Consider the following 20,913-nt stretch of genomic DNA (forward strand, 5'->3'; position numbering starts at 1 on the left):
ATCACACCTTTATAAGCTTGTCTATCAACTGTATAAATGAACTCATTATAGGTAAGCTAAGAACTATTATCGCACCTCGTCCGCAAAGCTCTGCCGCCGACGCAATTGCCCCTTCACCGCTGTCACGGCAAAGTTCAGCAGAAATATGCGTAATACAGCATATTGCAAGCACCTTGAATATAGTCGATATACAACTCTCTGATACACCTGCCGATTCGAATATGATCCTGAGTTTTTCGACTGCTTCGCCGAAAAACACAGCAAACATAGCTATTACAGATACGCATACAGCTATGGATAACATCATGGACTGTTCTGAGCAATATTGTTTTAATATCACAGCCAACAAAGCTCCTACAACACAGAAGGCCCCCACAGAAAAACAGTTCTCTACCATAATCCGAACACCGTCTTTACCTTGTCAAAAAGTTCACCTATCTCGTCAACTATTACCACAAGAACTACGATAAGTCCGGCAAGTGTAGTCATCATAGCCTGTTCCTCTCGTTCTGCCCGTTTCAGCACAAGATTCAGCACCGCTACTATAATTCCCGTTCCTGCTATCTTAAAGATCAGATCTATTTTCATACCTTATCCTCATATAATCATTACCCCTACTGCCGCTCCCGAAAGAACTCCAATGCTTCTGTAAAGCCTGCCTTTTTTGTCGTATTCGGACTGCCTTTTCCTGTAAAGCTGCTCAACTTTTGCACGAATGTGGCTTATTCCCTTCAGCTGCCCCTCAGTGTCTGTAGTTCCAAGCATACTCCCAAGTGACAGCATTATATCAAGTTCATCGGCATCAATACCGCTGATACTGCGAAAAGAACTGTTCCACTGCTGATGAAAATCAACTTCGGGACTGTAACATTCCGGCAATCTTTCAAAGCTTATGCGCATATTGATATTTTCCTTTTTCAGCCGTCTAACTATACTGTATACGTCGCTGTTATTGGATCTTATCTCCGATTCACATATGTTAAGCAATTTTTCTGCTTCGGTGCAGAATACAACTCCTTGTTTTAGCTTGTCTGCCATATTAAAACCGCAGAACATTCCGCCCAATATGAAAAGCAGTCCGGCACTAAGCCTGATCCACATACTTTAGCCTCCTTATCTCCCTGACTTCACCCGGAAAGCTTGCTCCTTTCAGGAAAACAGCTAAATCAAATCTTCCCTTTTCTATAAGATAAGCTATCTCTTTTCTCCTGAGAAGGTCAGTATAATTCGTGCCGTGTGCCGTTACTGTAAAAACTACTCCGCAGCCTATACCGTCAAGTATGGCTTCAACATCTTCCTGTGATGCTATCTCGTCACAGAATATTACATCGGGAGAAAGCGTTCTTATAGCTGACATTATTCCTACGGAGCGAGGACTTCCGCTTATAACATCTGTCAGACTGCCAACATCATTCTGCGGTATTCCTCTGATAAGACAGGATATCTCATTCCGCTCGTCAATGAGAGTTGACTTTCTGAAACTTCCCGTAAGTCGGCAAAGTTCCCGAAGCACAGTTGTTTTACCCGAGCTGACCCCACCGCAAATAATAACGTTTTTTCCATAGGTCTTGGAAAATATATCGTCCGCACAGCCCTGCACACACCTTGACACTCGGAAGTTGACTGACGTAAAATCAGTAAGTATCGCACTATCTCCTGTTGAATATGTACCAGATACACCGACACGTACTCCGTTTTCAACAACAAAAAATCCTTCTCTAAGCTGCTTCGCACAGCTGTGCATCGAATAATGACAAAGTCTGTCGATAATATCACGGATATGGGCTCCGCTTACAGTAAATAAACTGTCAGTAAGCATTTCTGTAAGCTCTCCGCGCTGACTTAGATAGCATATCCTGTCCGAATAGACAAGATAAACAGGACCGCCGCCCCTCAGCCTTAATTCCATGATATTTTCCATTTTTTCAATTGGGATAGCCTTCAGAAGCTCCCTTATCCTTTCGGGGAGGTAGTTAATTATAGTATCAATGCTTGTACTCCCGTTCATTTGCATCAACTCCTTTTACTACATCATATTCAGCAAAAGGAAATTTATGCATAAAAAAACAGCACACCGAAGTGTGCTGTGATTTTTCTGTTATTATTCCTTTACGCCGCCAAGAGCTACACCAGCGATGATGAATCTTGAAAGGAGTACATATGCAATAATGATAGGAATAATTGAAAGTGCAATTGCAAGATAGATAGCACCGTAGTCATTGAACTTATCTGATGACTGAAGAGCGGCAACCATCATTGGAAGTGTCTTCTTATTGAGCTTAACATTGATAAGGATCATGTTAGGTGTATAGAAGTTGTTCCAGCTTGCGATGAAAGCGAAGATAGACTGTACGGCTATAGCCGGCTTCATCATAGGAATTGCAATCGATAAGAATGTTCTGAACTCGCTGCATCCGTCAATTCGCGCTGCTTCAACGATGTCCAGCGGGAATGACGACTTCATGTACGATCGCATGAAGTATACGACCGCAGGTGCTGCAACAGCAGGGATAATGAGCGGCCAGTATGTATTTGTAAGATGCAGGTCAGACATAAATGCTACGAAACCTGCTGATGTTACCTGCATTGGTACCATCATTACAAGGAGGATTACTGAGTAAGAAAGCTCCTTGATCTTGAAATCGTAAACATGGATACCGTATGCTGTAAGTGCTGAGAAGAATACAGTAAGGAATGTTGAGCATACAGTTATCAGTAAGCTGTTCTTATAACCGTGAAGTGCGTTATATGAAAGCTTGAAGGTTGGATCTGTAAAGATCTTCTTGAAGTTGTTTCCGATATTGCTGCCGGGAACAAAGCTGAGTCCGTTTGCTATATCCGTATGTGTACGTGTAGCGTTGATAATAAGGATATAGATAGGAAGCAGACATATAATTGTCAGTATAATGAACCATGCACAAAGAATACCTGACTTTAACTTGATCTTAAAGCTGTAATTATCCTTTGCCTTGCCGTAAACATCTTTCATATTATTACTCATAAGCTGATCCCTCCAAACTGCTTGCTTTCACGCTTAGCCTGCTGAGCGATCTTCTTACGCTGCTTCTTCTTAGCGATCTCGTCCTTATCACGAGTCATATAGAATGCTATAAGACCGAGGATAAGAGTTATGAAGAAGAGAAGTACAGATACAGCACCTGCGTAACCCATCTTATTTTCGTTAGCCTGTGCATGGAAGTACTGATAGATCATTACAGCCATGGTCTTGAGGTGATCCTTAACGTTTCCTGTCTTTGTGTAGAGGAAAGGAATATCAAACATCTGGAGACCACCGATCATAGATGTGATAAGTGTATAAGCCATGATAGGAGTCAGAAGAGGAAGAGTGATCTTTCTGAATACCTGACCTGAGCTTGCACCGTCGATGCTTGCAGCCTCGAACAGTGAAGGGTTGATACCCTGAATACCTGACATGAGCATGATCATAGTATTACCGAACCACATCCATGTCTGGATAAACATTACAACGACTCTTGACTGCCATACACCTTCAACCAAAGGAATTGACTTGTAGAGTCCCGATGCAGCGTCCTTGGTAACTATACCCATTTTGTACAACATATAGTTGATAGCACCAGGGTTTGTTTCGGACTGTCCGCAAAGCTGAAGGAAAAGTACAGCTACTGAAGCAGCTGTGATAATGTTTGGAAGATACATAACAACCTTAAAGAAGCCCTTTCCCGGGATCTTTAACTGTGCTTCTGTAAACCAAACTGCCAGAGAAAGTGAAAGAGCGAGCTGAGGAATAAAGTTACCAACCCAAAGTATAATTGTATTCTTCAGACAAGTGAAAAAGCTCTCATGGATAACTCTGACTTTACGTGTACCGCCAAATAAAATGTCCTTATAATTCTGAAGTCCTACCCACTGTTCAACGTTTTTACCGTTACCGTGGAAACTTACAATAAAGGTGTTAATCAACGGCCATAACTGGAAAAAGAAATAAACAAGAAAAAATGGCAATATAAAAATATAGCCATACTTAGCGTAGCTAATAGATTTTATACGCCTCTGCGCGCCTGACGCCATAACACACACCCTCTCGGAATAATAGTATAAATAAATATACACCTACGGAATACATAAGTACTCCGTAGGTATATTTATTACATTGTAATAGTTAGACTATTATAAATTAGTCATCCCACTCGAGGTCTGGTACAGACTCAGCAACCTTGTCCTTGAATGTTTCCATAGAATCATCGTAGGACTTGCCGCCCTCAAGGAACTGCTCCTTGATTGCGTTAGAGAATGAACCCTTGATTGAAGCATCGTAAGGTGTGATAAGACCCTTGAAGTCAATTGTCTTAGCGTTCTTAGCGAGCTCAGCGAAGTAGTTCTGACCATCCTTGAAGTTGCCGGAGATCTTCTCGTTGAATACTGTGTTGCCAGCGATAAGGTCATCCATAACCTTCTGGTTGTTTACATACTCAGGCTTAGCCTTTGCGTATGCAGACATCTGAGCCTCATCAGAGCAAGCTGAAAGGAGGAACTGCTGAGCCTCTTCAGCGTTATCTGTACCTGGGTTAACAACCATCCAAGTACCGCCCCAGTAGAATGGAGTTGGTCCCTGGCATACGTTCCACTTGCCGTACTGCTCGCCGTCAACGCCGCCTACAGCATCGAGGAAGAATCCGCCGAAGCCCCATGTTGATACGAAGTAGCCCATGCACTTGCCGCTAACACCAGCAGCTGTCCACTCGTCTGTCCACTGTGTATTCTTTGTTACACCGCCGCAGTCCCAAAGAGCCTTAGCTGTGTCTGCGAACTTCTTGCAAGAATCATCGATAACGAGCTTGTTATCAACAACCCAAGGCTGTGTACGTCCGCAAGCAAATGCCTGCCAGAGACCACCGAGTGTATCAGCAAGAGCAACACCGCCGCTTGTCTTGTCTGAAACTTCCTTAGCAGCATCTACAAAGAGATCCCAGTCATTGATCTTAGCCTGCATCTCTTCAGGTGTCTTAACACCGAGGTACTCCTCAGCAAGGTCAGCTCTGTAAGCAAATCCGCCTGCTGCAGCCTGCCATGAAACGCCTACGCGCTTACCAGCATTTGCACCCTCAGTTGCCTTACCAACTTCGTCTGTGTAACCGTAAATATTTGAGAAATCATTGTCGCCGAGGCCGAGCTTTTCAAGAGCTACTGTTCTTGTATCATCGTTGATGTACTTGAGAGCCCAGTCTGCCTCTACGAGGTAAACGTCGATATCTGAACCATCGTTGAAGAGCTGATCATACTTCTCAGAAGCCTGACCACCCTGAACGTTAAGGATGTTTGCATTTACGCCTTCAACCTTGCCATCTGCAAGATCCTGTACGATTGTATCGTAGTTGAGGCCCTTCCACTGTGCGATGAGGTAAGGTACGTCATCTGCGTTCCAAGCAACAACTGTAAACTCCTTGCCGCCTGTCTTGAGTGAAGGATCGATCTGGTGATCGCCAGCAGGTGGCTCAGTTGTCTCTTCGCCGCCGTCAGGATCAGCAGTTGTTGCTTCTGTAGCAGCAGCTGTTGTTGTCTCAGCCTTGTTATCGTCCTTCTTCTCATCGCCGCAGCTTGCGAAAGCTGTAGCTGTCATTGCGAGTGTAGCTATACAAGCTAATGTTCTCTTAAGTGTGTTCATGAGATTTTTCCTCCTTAAATATGTATATTATACATTACCGTGTATAATATTCTTGAATAATAGTTTTTGCGGTATCGCATCGCGGTCAATCCTTCTGCCCGATGATTGTGCTCACCGCAAGCGTCCTGCAACCGTTATGTTTTACCCTGTTCTTTTGTTCATTGATTATAACATGGACTTGCGTCCGTGTTGATCTTGTTTTTTGCAGTAATCATTCCACTCGTGTCTGTATCAGGCTCCAGCTGCGAATGTACTCCGCTGAGCATTGTTGTTTACGCCATTTCAAACACTGTGCAACAATTGCTTTTGCATTTACAAATATACCGTATTTTGCGGTCAAAGTCAATATTTTGTATCGTTCTTTAATCTTTTTTGAACATCATGTACACTTTCAACACTGATTTTTTGTCAATTATAACACAAATCAAACCAATTATATCTAAAAGTTACAAAACGGTAAAAGCAAAATAACATCTATTACACAAAGAACGAGGGTCAGTTTTATACTTATTGACTAAAACATAGAAAATATTACAGTTCTTTTGTGCGGTTTTAGTAATGTTAATCAAACATACATTCGTATTTCTTTGACAACGAGTAGGACCCTATTCGGTCATTATTTTGGCATAGATTTTCATTATCTGTGAAGCGTCAACAGAGGTTATCATTCCGTCACCGTCAAGATCTGCCATAAGCTGCTGAGCTTCTGTAAGGCAGCCCTTGCTGCTGACAGACATCAGCGAATAGTGCTTCAGCACCAATGACGCATCTATGGAGTCTATTTTCATATCTCCGTTGATATCTCCTCTTTGATAGAACACTACCCTTTCACCCTGTGATGCGAAGCTGTTGCCTGCGGCAGGATATCTTACAAGATATTCCACGCCGTAATCAAGCTCACTGCTGCTTTTGAAGGTAGTCGATGTAAATCCCTTTACAGCTTCTTCCTCAACGCCAAGCCTTTGCTTCATGAGCTCGGTAAAACGTTCTGTGCTGTAGCCGAAGTCCTCGGCGATCGCCTCATACATCATATCCTTCATATACATGAACGACGATATTTCGATCTCGGCTTCACCAGTATATTTTACCACAGATGCATCACTTGTGTCAAACATTTTTTTATCCGGCTTAACAGCAGGTGCCGACGAAACTCTGCATAAATAAGGCTCGCTCTCGAACATTCCGTCGCCGCCGTCTATTTTCACAGATATGACCTCTCCGGGTATCAGAGAAATATAGTAGTAACCGTTTTCAAGAGTCAACCAGTCGTCACCGCTTATTTTTCTGCCTTCTGCGGAGTAGTAGTTATTGTTTTTATCCGCGTCGACGCATATCTCCAAACTGTTCATCATATCCTCGGTAAACGGTCCGAGAGCTTCTGCTCTGTAATCTATGTCTATCTGCGGGATAGTCTTTCTTTCGGGCACCTTTACCGTTATCTCCTTGCCGTCTTTAATTACCCGCAGTTCCTGTCCACAGTACTTTCCTACATATGAGTTTATTTTCAGTTCTGTGCCATCCGGAGCATATATCTCGTCTGCAAGTGAGAAATTGATAGTTTCGGACAGGTAATTGAAGCCCAGTATCTTTCTATTAATATGTACAGTTACTTCATTATTGGCTTTGTTTTCTCCCGAAAGCTTCAGCTTTACGTCTGTATTGCCATAGTCTGCGGGTATATTCTCTATCCAGCTGTATCCGCTGTAGCTTTTTCCGCTGTATTCTGTATTGCTTACAGTTCCGAGATACAGGCAAATGTGGTCTTTATCCGAAGGAAGATCTATTAAATATTCACCGTCAGATATCCTCTCTGCATATTTCTGGACCTCTTTATTATCAGGAGATGTTGTATTATATGCCAGCCAGTTAAAAACTGCCTTTGCAGGCTCGAAATGCCTTTCAGATACCGCATTGAGGCTGCCCTCGGGTATTGTATCCCCGTATTTTCCTGTCAGATCTGTATATGCGGATATTGTCACCGATTTGTCTATAGATATAGGCGATGTATATTCCTTATACTCTCCGCCGTCAGCTTTCCAGTATATCTTACTGCCCTCAAAGCCCGATGAAAGCTCTACTTTTTCATTTTCGGGAACATATCCCCCGGAATGTGAAAAGCTTACCTTGCCTATAGGGTCTCCGTATACCTTCAATGAGGCATTGCCCATTCTGCTCTTTATATCACTTTCAGCAAAAAGCTCCCTGAAAAACTTCTCCTGCTTCTTTGCTTCTTCCAGCTTTATCTCGTCCTTTTCTTCAAGACCGTCATAGAGCTGGAATATAAAATCTTCGAGAATAGCCGCTTTATCCTCGTCACTGTATTTGTCTACATTATCATGTACGTCGTTCCATTCTTTTCCGTCACAGCTTACGAAGCTCTCCCCTTCACCTGTATGTGCGGCTATCTGCTCATCTGTGGCAAATCCGCTTATATCCGTTATTTTCTCTGTCTCCTCATTCTCGGCATAGAAGCTGCTCTCAAAGGAAAGAACAAACGGTGTATCTTCGCAGTACAGCTTTACTACCACCGAAAACTTCTCTGTGCTGTCAATAACTACAGGCTTGTCAAGCGGAAGTGTCATAAACCCTGTGAGCTCAGCTTTTCCCTTTGTCACCTGCGAAGGTGTTCCCGATGCGGGATCAGCTCCATCTTTCAGGTCGGTATATACCGTTATCTCATATTCAGTCTCGGGATTAAGGATATATGTTCCTATCGCGCTTATCTGCGACGGACCTATACTTTCAAAGATATCTGCAAAATATGAGGGACCTTTTTCCTCGGGAGTGTCATATGCGGAATATGCCTGTATCGGGATATATGTGTCATGCTGATACATTATCTCATGTTCATCGGCAGATTCAAGCTCATACACTGCAAAATCGCTGAGAGTCCTGTCATAGTAAGATATCCAGAAATAACCGTCATCGCCTTCCTTTGTGCCCCAGCTGTTCTTGCAGAGCCATGCGCCGTCGCCCTCGGGAGTGATCTTGAACTTATCCGCCGAAAAACTGTCGTCCCAACCTACTATTGCTACGCCGTGATTTGCAAATCTTGGCTTTCTTTGGGAATTTGAGGTGCTGTATTCACTATTCCAGTTTGTGGATTTATCGGACATATAGGATATATCAACTGCGTGTCCCTTGTATACAAAGTCCTTTACAAGTGTGTTCAGCTCATCAAAATTACTGCGCTTACTGTCAAAATCAAAAGTGTATGCGTTTTTTAAATGATAATCGGATTGATACTTCATAAATACCGTTTTTGAAGCATCATCGAAAACATCTGTATCGGAATAAGCCATTCTGCTCTCATTTACGGGACCTATCCGCTGCGCCCATAGATTTGTGACCATACGCGCACTTCCGCCCTCAGACAGTATTCCCTCTGTTGTATGCGCACCTATTATCATCTGGTCATCGCCGTAATAGGTATAGTAGGAGGTGTGAAGCTCGGACAGGTCGATATACGGGTCGGAAGCAAGCATACTTGTCTCGGCGCTCACTATTGCAGCATGAGCCCAGCAGGTACCGAAGCTCTGCTGATCCTTTATTGATGTCATGCTGTAGACATTTCTCATGTCAAAGGCTTCGGGAAGTTCTGCGCCCACTATCCCCGACACTGTATCTCCTACTTTTGAAGACGCAGTCACAGGCACAATGCTCATACTACCCGCATAATTTACTCTCTGAAGCTTAGGAAGCGAAAACGATCCCGAATGTAATGATGATACCGCCTTCTGTCGGCTGTCGTTGATGTTAATCAGTTTTCTTTCTTCTGCATATACATGGGAAGGAACTGAAACTGCCGTTACCATAGCTGCCAAAAATACAGCTGTCATTCTTTTTAATATCCTCTTCATACTTTGCCGCGCCCCTTTCGGTATTATATAATGATTATAACATATCACAGGCTGCTTGTAAAGAAAAAGACCATGCTTGCAAAAACATGGTCCTTATATCATATTTATGCAGTTACGATGCTGTCAGCCTTGTGGAGCTTGAGCTTTTCAACTGCCTGTTCTCTCATCTTGTACTTAAGTATCTTTCCTGCTGCGTTCATTGGAAAGCCTTCTACAAAGTCAACGTACTTAGGACACTTGTGCTTTGCCATACGTGCAAGACAGAAATCCTTTATTTCCTTTTCTGTAGCGGTTTCGCCGTCCTGAAGAACGATGCAGGCCATTATCTCTTCACCGTAGTCCTCATCGGGAACGCCTATTACCTGTACGTCCTTTACCTTGGGATATGTGTAGAGGAAGTCCTCGATCTCCTTAGGATAGATGTTCTCGCCGCCGCGAATTATCATGTCCTTGATACGTCCTGTTATCTTGAAATATCCGTCGGAAGAACGTCTTCTTGCAAGGTCTCCCGTATGGAGCCAGCCCTCTGAGTCGATAGCTGCTGCGGTAGCTTCGGGCATTTTATAGTAGCCCTTCATTATATTGTATCCTCTTGCTACGAACTCGCCGTCAACATCATCGGGGACTTCCTGATTTGTCTCAGGATCAACTATCTTACACTCAACGCCGAAGATAGGTCCGCCGACTGTGTTTACACGCTGCTCGATAGAGTCTGTTGTCTTGCTCATTGTAGTTGCAGGCGAAGCCTCTGTCTGACCGTAGGTAATACAAATCTCGCTCATGTGCATCTTCTCGATTACCTCTTCCATTGTCTTGATAGGACAAGGCGAGCCTGCCATGATACCTGTTCTCATGTAAGAGAAGTCAGTATTTTCAAAATCCTTATGTCCGAGCATAGCAATGAACATTGTAGGTACGCCGTGGAAACAGGTGATCTTTTCCTGATTTATGCAGGCAAGTCCCTTTCTCGGCGAGAAACGGGTTATAGGTGACATTGTTGTACCATGAGTCACAGAAGCTGTCATGGCAAGAACCATGCCGAAGCAGTGGAACATAGGTACCTGTATCATCATTCTGTCAGCTGTGGAAAGATCCATGCAGTCACCGATAGCTTTACCGTTGTTTACTACATTATAATGTGTAAGCATTACACCCTTGGGGAAACCTGTTGTTCCTGATGTGTACTGCATATTTGCAACATCGTGGATATCTATTGTCTTTCTTACGCGCTCAACTTCGCTGTATGGCACGTTCTTTGACTGTGCAACAGCTTCCTCCCATGTGAAGCAGCCCTTATTCTCAGAGTCTATTGTTATAACATTCTTGAGGTAAGGAAGTCTTGCAGAATGGAGCTGACCAGGCTCACAGCTGTCAAGCTCGGGACAGAGTTCCTTGATGATGCTTACATAATCAATGTTCTTGATACCGTCTATCATTACAAGAGTCATTGTATCTGACTGTCTCAGCAGATACTCAGCCTCATGGATACGGTACTCTGTATTCATTGTAACGAGTACAGCGCCTATCTTTGTAGTAGCCCAGAAGGTGATATACCACTGAGGTACGTTTGTTGCCCAGATAGCAACGTGATCGCCCTTCTTTACGCCCATTGAAATGAGTGCGCGTGCAAAGGTATCAACATCGTCACGGAATTCGGGGTATGTTCTTGTATAGTCGAGCTCAGTATAGCGGAATGCATACTGATTAGGGAACTGCTCACAGATACGGTCGAGTATGTCAGGGAATGTATAGTTGAGGATACGCTCCTTTGGCCATGGATACTGACCGTCACCTCTCATGCTTGTCTGGAGAGGGTGCTTGTGCTTCTTCTTGTATGGAGCCATATACTCAGCAAACTGAGGTATAACGATACCTGCATCGCTGAGGTCTCTTGCCCAGCGCTTTACCCACTCAAGTGAGATATAGCCGTTATAGTTGATAGTGTCAAGAGCTTCGATCATAGCCTTAACAGGAATATCGCCTGTGCCCATGATACGGTACTCAACTGTACCGTCTTCGCGCATAACACTGTCCTTTACCTGTATGTACTTGATGTACTCGCCGAGATTTGCAACTGTAGTCTCAGGTGACTCATTGTGATAGCGATATGGGTGGTGCATATCCCAGAGTGCAGCTACCTTGCGGCTCTTTACTCTGTCAAGCACCTTTGCAAGTCTTGCGGTATCGGAATATACGCCGTTTGTCTCTACAAGGAGAGTTACATTATACTCTTCTGCGATAGGAACCAGCTTCTGAAGTGCCTCAACGATATAATCATCGTCAACCTCATCGACCGGATCCGGATTAAGATCGGCAAGAATTCTGATGTAAGACGCATTGAGCTTCTGCGCAAGCTGTGCATATGCTCTTATCTCGTCCTCAGCAGCCTGATACTTATCCTTGAATTTAAGGCAGGCACCTGATGATAGACATGGGATCTCAAGTCCGAGAGACTTTAGCTTTGAAATTGTAGCAGGAAGCTGTGCCTCTGTGAAAGGCTGTGCTTTTACAGAAAAGATCTCATTGCCAAGACCTCTGATCTCAATTCCGTCAAATTTGAAATCCTTTGCCATTGAATAGATGTCTGTCCATGACCACTCGGGACAAGCCAGAGTTGAAAATCCGATCTTCAAAATAACCATTCCTTTTCAATATAAAAATTATATTATGCCTTATCAGTTGAGGGGCTGTTTACTTCCAAAACTTCGGCTTTGAATTTCTTTTTATCAAAACCCGAAGAGACAATATAGGCTACTGCAAGCTTTCTCGTTGTGAAACGCCGTGCAAATTCCGCATGGTATACGAAAAATCTCGGTGATACCGCATACATATCGTCAGTAATATGCCTTATTACCCATTTCACAGCGTTATTGTCTCCTATCCGAATATTTTATAATAAACAACGCCAAACCATTCTCTTACCCAGTATGTAGGAACGAGATACCATGATGTATAACCTGAGATGTTATACGCCTTTATGTCCTGCTTTTCAGCTATCATCTCAGCACGGAGCTGGTGATAGCTGTCAGTAACAAGTGTTATTTTTTCGGGAAGTCCATTTGCCGATATTATTTCCTTGGAGAATCTCAGATTTTCCTCTGTGTTAACAGATCTGTCCTCCATATATATCCTTTCGGGAGCAATACCCTTATTTACGAGCCATTCCTTCATGCACTGAGCCTCGCTAATGGCTTCGTCATCGCCCTTGCCGCCCGAAACAACTGCACATACGCTTTCATGCTCTGAAAGATAATCATATGCAGCTTCGAGCCTGCGGGCAAGCATACGGCTTGGTGCGCCGTTTTTCACCTTGCACCCGAGAACAACTATCGTTGTATTCTCGTCCCTCGGAGGATCATCTGAAGCCTTCACCATAAATACGCTTATGACGACCGCAAGAACAACGCTAACGACCGTAAAAGCTCCTACCAGTGAGATCAGTACCTTTCCAAGAGGCTTTTCCCAGCTTTTTTCAATGAAGGAAGCAAATCTGCCCCAGAATATAAATATCAGCGTCAGCATCCCGCATACTCCCATGCCTGCACAGTTCCCAAGATTGACTATCCCCACCGATAAAGGCATGGCAAATATCAGAAAAAGTCCGAGACAAAGGAGCGCTGGGATAATTTTTATGTCCATTGTATTACCTCATGTAAGCCGCAGCTTATTTCATGCTTGCAGCAAGCTTGAGGATCCTGTCAAGATTTTCCTTTGTTGTAGTCTCACTTCCAAGATGTGTCGGTACTTTATTATATAGTCCGTGGAAGTCAGAACCGCCTGTTACGATCAGATCGTACTTTTCAGCTATCGCTGTAAGCTTCTTGCGAGTCTTTTTGTCAGCGGAGAAGTGTCCGACCTCTACTCCGTCTATCTTGCCCTTCTTTGCAAGCTCTTCAAGAAGCTCGATATTGTCATACTGAGCAGGGTGAGCCATTACAGCAACGCCCTTTGCTGTATGTATCAGGTCTATTACAAAATTAACGTCAGGATACTCACGCTCAACATAGCATGATCCAACCTCGGGATTAAACAGCTCTCTGTCAAGATCTCCGTAGAATTCCAGTGCATAGCCGTAATCAATGAGGGCACGCATTATATGCTGCTTGAATATGCTCTTTGAAGCTGTGGTACGTTTAAGAATACTTTCCTGCGTTATAGGGAATTTCGCCATGACCTTCTCGATCATTTCGCGTGAACATTCCTTTCTGATCTCACAGGATTTCATGCAAAGCCCTTCAAGTCTGTTGGGCTTTGAGGGTGCATAGCACAAAATATGTACCTTGCTGTTTCTTTCCTTATCCCATGCCGATAGCTCTACGCCATGGAGTATCTTTACTCCTGCGCGCTCGCCCAATACATCTGCTCTTGAAAAAGAAGCCATAGTATCGTGATCGGTTATCGAAAGCCAATCGATATTCATGCGTTTCGCCTGCGCAATTACATCTTCAATGCCAAGCGAACCGTCGGAAAGGGTGGTGTGACAGTGCAGATCGCAAATCATACATAACCTTCTTTCGCCGTATTTCTGCGGCAGAATTAATTTTTAAATTTGTATTGATAAGGCTCTTTTTTATAACATGGTTACAAAAAACTCTAACAGTAATAATAACGCTAATAATTATATCACAATACTATGCAAATTTCAAGTATTTTAGCCTAATTTTCACATTCTTATCACTTTTCTGCACTATCAGAATAAAGTATTCCTACTAAAGCAGTGCGTAAAGCTCGCTCTTTCGGAAGTTTGTCTCCTTAGCTACTGCCTTGCAGGCATCAGTAGGCTTTTCGCCCATATCTATCAGCTTTTTCACCTGCTCCATTGCTTCCTCTATGGTAAGCTCGCCGCCGCAGTCCTCTTTCGCCCCTTCAAGTACAAGCACATATTCTCCGCGGGGCTCATTCTCATTATAATAAGAAACTGCCTCCGAAAGGGTCAGGCGAAGTACCTCCTCATGTATCTTTGTAAGCTCTCTGCACAGCGATATCCTGCGCTCGCCGCCGAAAAATCCGGCAAGATCGGCAAGAGTAGTTTTCAGCTTATGGGGAGCTTCGTAGAATACCATGACAGCAGTCTCGCCGCGAAGCTTTTCAAGGCGCTCTGCTCTCTCCTTCTTCGGAACGGGTAGAAAGCCTTCAAATGTGAACCTCCTTGTGCTGAGTCCCGACACGGCTACCGCTGATACAACCGCACTCGGTCCCGGTACAACCTTTATGTCGATGCCGCTTTCTGCACACATCTTTACAAGCACCTCTCCGGGGTCAGAGATACAGGGCATTCCTGCGTCGGTAACGATACCGCAGCTCTCCCCTGCAAGGAGTCGGTCGATAATATGCTGTGCGTCAGCCTTTGAGCTGTGCTCATGAAAGCTTACGAGCTGCTTCTTTATCTCGAAACGATTAAGGAGTTTCAAAGTAACTCTTGTATCCTCGGCGCAGAGAAAATCAACCTTTTCAAGTGTATCAAGCTGCCTTAAAGTTATATCCTCAAGATTTCCTATCGGGGTACCTATTACGTAAAATGTTCCGCTCATGCCTGCTCCTTTCCTGTGTCATATATTTTTTGCAGCTCGTCCGAGAAGCCGTTCTCGCTTCGTATGTAGAGCTGAGGTTCGACCTTCATAAAAGGCTTCGAGCCCTTCTTGCCCTCTATAAGGAAAAGCCACGGAGCTTCTTCTGCATTCTTGGATACGAAACGAAGCCTTTTCGGCTCTATATCGTGACACTTCATTGCATATATCACATCGCTGAGCCTTTCGGGACGGTTGCAGACACATAGTCTGCCGCCGAATTTCAGAAGCTTCTGAGCTGCCGTGCATACGTCGTCAATGGTGCAAAGTATCTCATGGCGTGCTATCTTCTGCGCAGTGATGACGCTCTGAAAACCTGCGCTATTCACCTTGTAGGGCGGATTGCAGGTAACAAGGTCAAGCTGCCCCAGCGGTGCGTCATCCCATAGCTTTTTCAAGTCGGCACATATCGGCACTATACCCGTAGTCTCGCTCTTTTCAAGCCCGAGGCGGAGCTGCTCTATTGCGCCCTCCTGTATGTCCACCGCATATGTGACCTGCGGCGGCATTTTCTTCTGCATGATGAGCGGTATTATGCCGCAGCCCGTACCCAGGTCGCAAGCCTTGTCTTTAGCGCGGTACTGTGAGAAGTCCGCCAGCAGAAAGGCGTCCGTACCGAAACGATGATCGCTGCTGGCACAGACGTATATCTTATCCGTAAGTTTTTCGTATTTGTATTCCATAGTGTTCCTTTTTCATAAATAAACGATCATTTTCTCATCATTACAATATATTCTGTAGTTCCTTCTTCCAGCTTCCTGTTGTCTGTAAGATGAAAACCATGTGCTTCATAGAAACGTATAGCATCAGTGTTCTTTTCGATCGTCCAAAGAAACCTGACCTGAAAGTTTTCTTTGGCATATTCTATTAATTCCGAGCCTATTCCCTGCCCCTGGAAGAAATGATCGACATATAATTCAAGGATCTCATCTTTATCAATGCGGATAAGTCCTTTTATTATTCCGTCATCATACAGGAACATTTTGTTAAGAAATCCGTTTTCAATGTACTTTTCAGCCACAGAAAGCACCTGAAGTTCACCAAATGCGTACACATCGTCCTTAAATATTGAACGATACTTCATTCGTTTTGCAAAAACAAGTATCTCCGCAATTCTCGAAATGTCTTCTTCTGTCGCACTTCTGATGATATAAGTCTTTTTAGTCTTAATACTTTTTCGGCTCATATTTGTCATTCTGTAGCATTTCAAGGGTTTCCGCCATAGTAGCGCATTTGGCGTATCTGTTTTTCCACATGAAATCATTGTAATAATGATAGGTCTGCTCACCTGTCATATAGTTGTTAGTGAAGGTAGTATTGCAGTTTTCGGGCACTATTATCTCAAAACCGTGCTCAAAGCCGCATTTCACAGTAGCGTCTATGCAGTAATCGGTCTGCAAACCTGTTACTATGAGTTTCTTTATGCCCTTTGAGCGAAGGTATTCAAGCAATCCGCTGTCACGGAAGGGACTGTTTACAGTCTTGTCGAAAATTTTCTCATCAGCCTTCGGCGCAGCAAAGTCTGCAACATTATGACCTTCGTTTCCTTTGGTGAGAGGTGAGCCCTTGCCTCCGTCATGGCGAACATATATCACCTCAGTACCACTACTCCTCGCCTCAGCTATCAGCTTTGCAAGACTTTCTCTGAAAGCATTGAAATTATATAATGCATCAATTGTTATTAGTTTCTGAACATCTACTACCATAAGTGCTGTATCCTTCATTTAATTGTTCCTCCTCCTACTACTATATCGCCGTCATAAAGCACGACTGCCTGTCCGCTTGTGACCGCTCTCTGTGGTTCGTCAAATTCTACCATGTATTCGCCGTTTCCGAGATATGTGACCGTTGCAGGCTGCTCTCTCTGACTATAGCGCGTTTTCGCAGTAACACGCATAGGCTCGTCAAGCTTCTCCACAGAGATAAGGTTGAAGTCATCGGCAATAAGGCTCTTTGTATAAAGGTCGCTCTCCAAACCGAGAGTGACCGTATTTGCATCCATATCCTTGCGTACTACGTATGCAGGGTGTCCGAGCGCGATGCCAAGTCCCTTGCGCTGTCCGATAGTATAGTTTATGATGCCCTTGTGTTCGCCCAATACCTTTCCGTCCATATCGACAAAGCTGCCGCAGGGCATATCGCAGCCTGTAAACCGCTGTATGAACGATGCGTAGTCACCGTCGGGAACAAAGCATATATCCTGACTGTCAGGCTTATTCGAGTTCACAAGTCCTGCTGACTCAGCTATCTCTCTTACCTGAGACTTTTCAAGTCCGCCAAGAGGGAAAAGCGTATGCGAAAGCTGCTCCTGTGTAAGAGCGTACAGCACATAGGTCTGATCCTTGCTCCTGTCCTTCGGACGTTTCAGCAGCCAGCGTCCGCGGCTCTCGTCATATTCATTAACTGCATAATGTCCTGTGGCTATGTAGTCATATTCAAGCTCCATAGCTCTGCGGAGCATCTTGTCGAACTTTACATGACGGTTGCACTCTATACATGGATTGGGAGTCCTTCCGCTGAGATAGCTGTCGGCAAACTGCTGCATAACGTGCTCGCGGAATACCTCTCTGAAATTGAAAACGAGGTGCTCAAAACCAAGCCTTCTTGCCACGCTTTTTGCGTCCTCAACATCTGACAGTGCGCAGCAGGTCTTGCCCTCCTTCTTAGCCTCGGAGATATCCTCGTCCGAGAAAAGTTTCAGGGTCACTCCCATGACCTCATATCCCTTATCCCTGAGCAGCATTGCGGCTACAGAGCTGTCAACTCCGCCGCTCATGCCAACCATTACTTTCTTCATCTGTATGCTCCTTTTAAAACAGCATGGGCGAACGCAGTTCGCCCCTAAAAAATATTTATGATCTCTTTAAGCGTTTTTACATTATAATCGGATATTTTTACTATCTCCTCAAAGTCCGCATCCGAAACAGGGTCGTATACTCCTGCGGTCATAAAACCTGCGGCTCTTGCAGTCTCTATGCAGTGTAAAGAATCCTCAATAACAAGGGTATCCCGTGGCTGTGTACCAAGAAGCTGCGCTGCTCCGAGGAAAATATCAGGCAAATTCTTACCCTGCGGATAATCGCTGTCAGTAAGCAGGAAGCGTATACGTTCGTATACTCCGCAGCGTCTGAGTGCAGCCTCTGCAAGTCCCTTATATGTAGCCGTAGCCACACCGTAGGGTATACCGCGGCTGTCAAGGAAATCCATTAGTTCTGCCGCATATGGTTTGAGTGGTATCTTCTTTTCATACCTTTCACGCACCATTTCCTCTATGCGATGTATGACATAGTCCTTAGTGCAGCTAAGGCCGAATCGGTCTATGAAATACTGCGACGACGCGTCTACCGTCATTTTCTTTACTATATCGGATATATCGGGCGGAATATCCTTCACGCCGCTTTCTTCAAGAAATTCCCTGTCGATACTGCTCCAAACCGCCATGGAGTCAAGCAGTGTACCGTCAAGGTCAAATATTACGCCTTTTATCAAATTACTCCTGTTCCTCCTCGGCAGCTATTTCCGCATCGGCAGGCGGCTCTTCTGCCTGATCCGGCACGGGCGGAGCTTCATCAGGCGCAGGCTGTACCTCGGCAGCACGCCTTGCTTCTTCCTCAGCTCTGCGTCTGTCCTCCTCTTCCGCTTTTATCCTTGCTTCCGCTTCTTCCTTCGCCTTTCTCTCAGCCTTATTGCGGCTGAGTCTCGGCGACTCGGGTTTGTCCTCACGCTTAACAAATTTTCCTTTTGTTTCGGAGTTGCCGCATATGAGCACAGCCTGATCGCCCATAAGTTCATATGTCTCGTTGAACCTGTTCATATCGTATTTCATGTTTCCTGCCAGCGGGTCAGCTGCGGAAACCGTATTCGCCTCGAAATCGTATCCGTAAATAACCATACAGTGCTGGAAATCATTGAACCACATTTCCTCGCCCTCGTAGGATTCCCAAACGTAATTTGCAGATGTTTCTATAAGGTCGATAGTGCTCCAGACTATAACAGGTCTGCCCTGCGCCACCTGATAGCACAGCTCTTTCAGGGACCTTCCCGTCATATCAACAGCATAACACGGCGATTGCAGCGACTCAAAATAATCATCTGCGGTCTGCACTATAACGGGAGCATAGCAGCCAAAGCCGTTTTCAAGCTTAGGGTCGCCGATATACGCCTCCCTCATAGTGGTCGCACCTTCGATATCCAATGGCAGGAACTCGTCTGCAAGAGTCACCTTGTCTATATCAAATCCGAGATAATTCAGAAGTCCGCACAGTGCAGTCACCTCGCAGCCCGTAGGCAGCTCGGGATTTTGCAGCAGAGCCTTATAATCAGCTATCTCATATTTATTCGGGAAAGCCTCGCCTTCCTTTATACTTATATCAAGCGTGAAGACCTGATCGCTCTCATAGCTGACAGACTCCTCTTTTTCATGGAGTTTCACTGCTCCGTTTGAATAATCCACAGAATTGTCCTGTGCAAGCTGTGTCATTTCGCCGCATGATGTAAGTGTAAGTGAAACTGCTGCCAACACAGCAGCCAAGCCCGGAAAGCCACCGTTCATATCCTTACTCCATATCTATCATAATTTTCGCCCTGTAGTCCTTCTGTGCAGAAGTTACAGTCTCAAGAGCAAGGCCGTATATGTCAGATGCCCTGATCTCAAGTTCCGCAAACCTTTCGGCAGTATCCCCAAGCTGCGATAACTTTGCTATCGACGAGGCAAAGGGTATCTTTGTCGCTCCATTTGCACGGGCAAGTATCTCCCTGCCCCGTTCGTTGAAAGCAAGTATCCTGCCGTATGGCGGAAGCTTTCTCATATCATCTTTGGTTATCCCTATAAGCAGTGAAAGGATTATTCTCCTTATCCTTGCCATTGTGTACCTTTTTGTCTTTACAGTAAACAGCAGCTCATCGAGCGAGCCTGCCATTCTTGCACCATAAATGCGGTGTTCGAGCCCCTGTCCCACATCAGGTACCTGCGCTATCTCGTCAGTTGTACTGCTGCGAAGCTTATACAGTATCACTCTTTCAAGCCTGCTCATTGAAGCTGTCTCGCCCTTTGAAAGCGCAGTCTTGATAGCTGATGCCCATTCGGAGGTAGTATACTCCGAGATATCAGCTCTTTTCTGTATCCTTTCACGCAGATAAGATGCACTTGCAAAGCCGTTTTCCGTATTATCGCCGTCATGCGCGGCGTTTATGCGCTTTACCGTAAACGGCTCCATATTTCTGTCAAGCTTTTTGAGGGCTCTGAGATACTCTATCGCAAGCAGATTATTTGGCTCAGCGATTATAGAAGCCGCTTCACTGTCGATACCATTTACCACAGAGCTGAGAGCACGGGGGTAGGTATAGCCCTTTTCCATTATGCTGCGTATCTCGTCGGAGCGTGATACAGCTATTGTATTAACGGTATCCATCGCCTTTTGTAGCTTTGATACATCTCCGCATTCACTGCCGAAGGAAAGTTCATCGACTGCGCCAAGCGCGTCAAGGAGATAAACAGCCCCTGCTGCGAAGCCTTCCGCCGAGGCTAAGCTGTACTGCACAGGCAGCTCTATCACAAGGTCTGCACCGCACCGTACTGCCATACGCGCTCTTTCAAGCTTGTCTATAACAGCTGTATCACCGCGCTGTACGAAATTGCCGCTCATAACAGCCGCAATGTGCGTAGCACCGTTTTCACGCGTTTTCTTTATGTGATAGAGATGTCCGTTATGGAACGGATTATACTCGCATATTATACCGCTGACTTTCATTTTACTACCTCTTTTCATAAATTTCAATGTTTTTCATCAATTTTCAATCAACTTTACAGAATATTTATCCATTTATTTGCGGTTTTCGGCAT

The 20,913-nt window shown here is 44.8% G+C and carries 20 protein-coding genes; all 20 read right to left on the reverse strand.

Annotated features, from left to right (window positions below):
• Position 1 precedes the first annotated feature (1 nt).
• The gene (locus BUB28_RS04545) at positions 2-397 is read right to left on the reverse strand and encodes a SpoIIIAC/SpoIIIAD family protein (RefSeq protein WP_072949275.1); all 396 of its coding nucleotides are present in this window, start codon (positions 395-397) and stop codon (positions 2-4) included.
• Complete coding sequence (spoIIIAC, locus tag BUB28_RS04550; RefSeq protein WP_072949278.1) at positions 391-588, reverse strand: stage III sporulation protein AC; 198 nt, start codon at positions 586-588, stop codon at positions 391-393. Before spoIIIAC ends, BUB28_RS04545 begins: the two co-directional genes overlap by 7 nt.
• A 9-nt stretch (positions 589-597) precedes the next feature.
• A complete protein-coding gene (locus tag BUB28_RS04555) occupies positions 598-1,101 on the reverse strand; it encodes a stage III sporulation protein AB (protein WP_072949280.1) in 504 nt (167 codons plus the stop codon).
• A complete protein-coding gene (locus tag BUB28_RS04560; protein WP_072949282.1) occupies positions 1,085-2,008 on the reverse strand; it encodes a hypothetical protein in 924 nt (307 codons plus the stop codon). The genes BUB28_RS04555 and BUB28_RS04560 overlap by 17 nt, the downstream gene beginning before the upstream one ends.
• A gap of 93 nt (positions 2,009-2,101) precedes the next feature.
• On the reverse strand, positions 2,102-3,001 hold the full coding sequence (locus BUB28_RS04565; RefSeq protein WP_081373372.1) for a carbohydrate ABC transporter permease: 900 nt from the start codon (positions 2,999-3,001) through the stop codon (positions 2,102-2,104).
• A complete protein-coding gene (locus BUB28_RS04570; protein ID WP_242939932.1) occupies positions 2,998-3,942 on the reverse strand; it encodes a carbohydrate ABC transporter permease in 945 nt (314 codons plus the stop codon). Before BUB28_RS04570 ends, BUB28_RS04565 begins: the two co-directional genes overlap by 4 nt.
• 214 nt (positions 3,943-4,156) lie before the next feature.
• Positions 4,157-5,644: an ABC transporter substrate-binding protein gene (locus BUB28_RS04575; RefSeq protein ID WP_072949286.1), complete on the reverse strand. Its 1,488-nt coding sequence runs from the start codon at positions 5,642-5,644 to the stop codon at positions 4,157-4,159.
• 605 nt (positions 5,645-6,249) lie between these two features.
• A complete protein-coding gene (locus tag BUB28_RS04580; RefSeq protein WP_072949288.1) occupies positions 6,250-9,504 on the reverse strand; it encodes a lectin like domain-containing protein in 3,255 nt (1,084 codons plus the stop codon).
• A gap of 104 nt (positions 9,505-9,608) precedes the next feature.
• Positions 9,609-12,137, reverse strand: a complete 2,529-nt coding sequence (locus tag BUB28_RS04585; RefSeq protein ID WP_072949290.1) for an AMP-binding protein — start codon at positions 12,135-12,137, stop codon at positions 9,609-9,611.
• Positions 12,138-12,169: 32 nt separating this feature from the next.
• On the reverse strand, positions 12,170-12,367 hold the full coding sequence (locus tag BUB28_RS04590) for a hypothetical protein (protein ID WP_072949292.1): 198 nt from the start codon (positions 12,365-12,367) through the stop codon (positions 12,170-12,172).
• 14 nt (positions 12,368-12,381) lie between these two features.
• A complete protein-coding gene (locus tag BUB28_RS04595) occupies positions 12,382-13,143 on the reverse strand; it encodes a YdcF family protein (RefSeq protein ID WP_072949294.1) in 762 nt (253 codons plus the stop codon).
• 25 nt (positions 13,144-13,168) lie between these two features.
• On the reverse strand, positions 13,169-14,005 hold the full coding sequence (locus tag BUB28_RS04600) for a PHP domain-containing protein (RefSeq protein ID WP_072949296.1): 837 nt from the start codon (positions 14,003-14,005) through the stop codon (positions 13,169-13,171).
• Positions 14,006-14,213: 208 nt separating this feature from the next.
• The gene (rsmI, locus tag BUB28_RS04605; RefSeq protein ID WP_072949298.1) at positions 14,214-15,035 is read right to left on the reverse strand and encodes a 16S rRNA (cytidine(1402)-2'-O)-methyltransferase; all 822 of its coding nucleotides are present in this window, start codon (positions 15,033-15,035) and stop codon (positions 14,214-14,216) included.
• A complete protein-coding gene (locus BUB28_RS04610; protein WP_072949300.1) occupies positions 15,032-15,754 on the reverse strand; it encodes a tRNA1(Val) (adenine(37)-N6)-methyltransferase in 723 nt (240 codons plus the stop codon). Before BUB28_RS04610 ends, rsmI begins: the two co-directional genes overlap by 4 nt.
• Before the next feature lie 26 nt (positions 15,755-15,780).
• Positions 15,781-16,257 carry a GNAT family N-acetyltransferase gene (locus BUB28_RS04615; protein WP_072949531.1) on the reverse strand — a complete coding sequence of 159 codons (477 nt, stop codon included), beginning with the start codon at positions 16,255-16,257 and terminating at the stop codon, positions 15,781-15,783.
• Positions 16,238-16,795 (reverse strand): cysteine hydrolase family protein, encoded by a 558-nt coding sequence (locus tag BUB28_RS04620; RefSeq protein WP_072949302.1) that lies wholly within the window; start codon positions 16,793-16,795, stop codon positions 16,238-16,240. The genes BUB28_RS04615 and BUB28_RS04620 overlap by 20 nt, the downstream gene beginning before the upstream one ends.
• Positions 16,792-17,874, reverse strand: a complete 1,083-nt coding sequence (gene mnmA / locus BUB28_RS04625) for a tRNA 2-thiouridine(34) synthase MnmA (RefSeq protein WP_207647077.1) — start codon at positions 17,872-17,874, stop codon at positions 16,792-16,794. The genes BUB28_RS04620 and mnmA overlap by 4 nt, the downstream gene beginning before the upstream one ends.
• Before the next feature lie 38 nt (positions 17,875-17,912).
• Positions 17,913-18,560 (reverse strand): HAD family hydrolase, encoded by a 648-nt coding sequence (locus tag BUB28_RS04630; RefSeq protein WP_242939933.1) that lies wholly within the window; start codon positions 18,558-18,560, stop codon positions 17,913-17,915.
• A 1-nt stretch (position 18,561) separates the two neighbouring features.
• Positions 18,562-19,623, reverse strand: coding sequence for a C39 family peptidase (locus tag BUB28_RS04635; protein WP_072949308.1), 1,062 nt, complete (start codon positions 19,621-19,623; stop codon positions 18,562-18,564).
• Positions 19,624-19,627: 4 nt separating this feature from the next.
• Positions 19,628-20,821, reverse strand: coding sequence for a nucleotidyltransferase (locus BUB28_RS04640; RefSeq protein WP_072949311.1), 1,194 nt, complete (start codon positions 20,819-20,821; stop codon positions 19,628-19,630).
• Between the last annotated feature and the right edge of the window lie 92 nt (positions 20,822-20,913).

Source organism: Ruminococcus flavefaciens (assembly GCF_900143025.1).
GTDB lineage: Bacteria > Bacillota > Clostridia > Oscillospirales > Ruminococcaceae > Ruminococcus > Ruminococcus flavefaciens_I.

Bases quoted from the DNA above. Each gene is read 5' to 3' on its own strand.
- BUB28_RS04545 (WP_072949275.1), bottom strand. From the start codon at position 397: ATGGTAGAGAACTGTTTTTCTGTGGGGGCCTTCTGTGTTGTAGGAGCT.
- spoIIIAC (WP_072949278.1), bottom strand. From the start codon at position 588: ATGAAAATAGATCTGATCTTTAAGATAGCAGGAACGGGAATTATAGTA.
- BUB28_RS04555 (WP_072949280.1), bottom strand. From the start codon at position 1,101: ATGTGGATCAGGCTTAGTGCCGGACTGCTTTTCATATTGGGCGGAATG.
- BUB28_RS04560 (WP_072949282.1), bottom strand. From the start codon at position 2,008: ATGAACGGGAGTACAAGCATTGATACTATAATTAACTACCTCCCCGAA.
- BUB28_RS04565 (WP_081373372.1), bottom strand. From the start codon at position 3,001: ATGAGTAATAATATGAAAGATGTTTACGGCAAGGCAAAGGATAATTAC.
- BUB28_RS04575 (WP_072949286.1), bottom strand. From the start codon at position 5,644: ATGAACACACTTAAGAGAACATTAGCTTGTATAGCTACACTCGCAATG.
- BUB28_RS04580 (WP_072949288.1), bottom strand. From the start codon at position 9,504: ATGAAGAGGATATTAAAAAGAATGACAGCTGTATTTTTGGCAGCTATG.
- BUB28_RS04595 (WP_072949294.1), bottom strand. From the start codon at position 13,143: ATGGACATAAAAATTATCCCAGCGCTCCTTTGTCTCGGACTTTTTCTG.
- BUB28_RS04600 (WP_072949296.1), bottom strand. From the start codon at position 14,005: ATGATTTGCGATCTGCACTGTCACACCACCCTTTCCGACGGTTCGCTT.
- rsmI (WP_072949298.1), bottom strand. From the start codon at position 15,035: ATGAGCGGAACATTTTACGTAATAGGTACCCCGATAGGAAATCTTGAG.
- BUB28_RS04610 (WP_072949300.1), bottom strand. From the start codon at position 15,754: ATGGAATACAAATACGAAAAACTTACGGATAAGATATACGTCTGTGCC.
- BUB28_RS04615 (WP_072949531.1), bottom strand. From the start codon at position 16,257: ATGAGCCGAAAAAGTATTAAGACTAAAAAGACTTATATCATCAGAAGT.
- BUB28_RS04620 (WP_072949302.1), bottom strand. From the start codon at position 16,795: ATGAAGGATACAGCACTTATGGTAGTAGATGTTCAGAAACTAATAACA.
- BUB28_RS04635 (WP_072949308.1), bottom strand. From the start codon at position 19,623: ATGAACGGTGGCTTTCCGGGCTTGGCTGCTGTGTTGGCAGCAGTTTCA.
- BUB28_RS04640 (WP_072949311.1), bottom strand. From the start codon at position 20,821: ATGAAAGTCAGCGGTATAATATGCGAGTATAATCCGTTCCATAACGGA.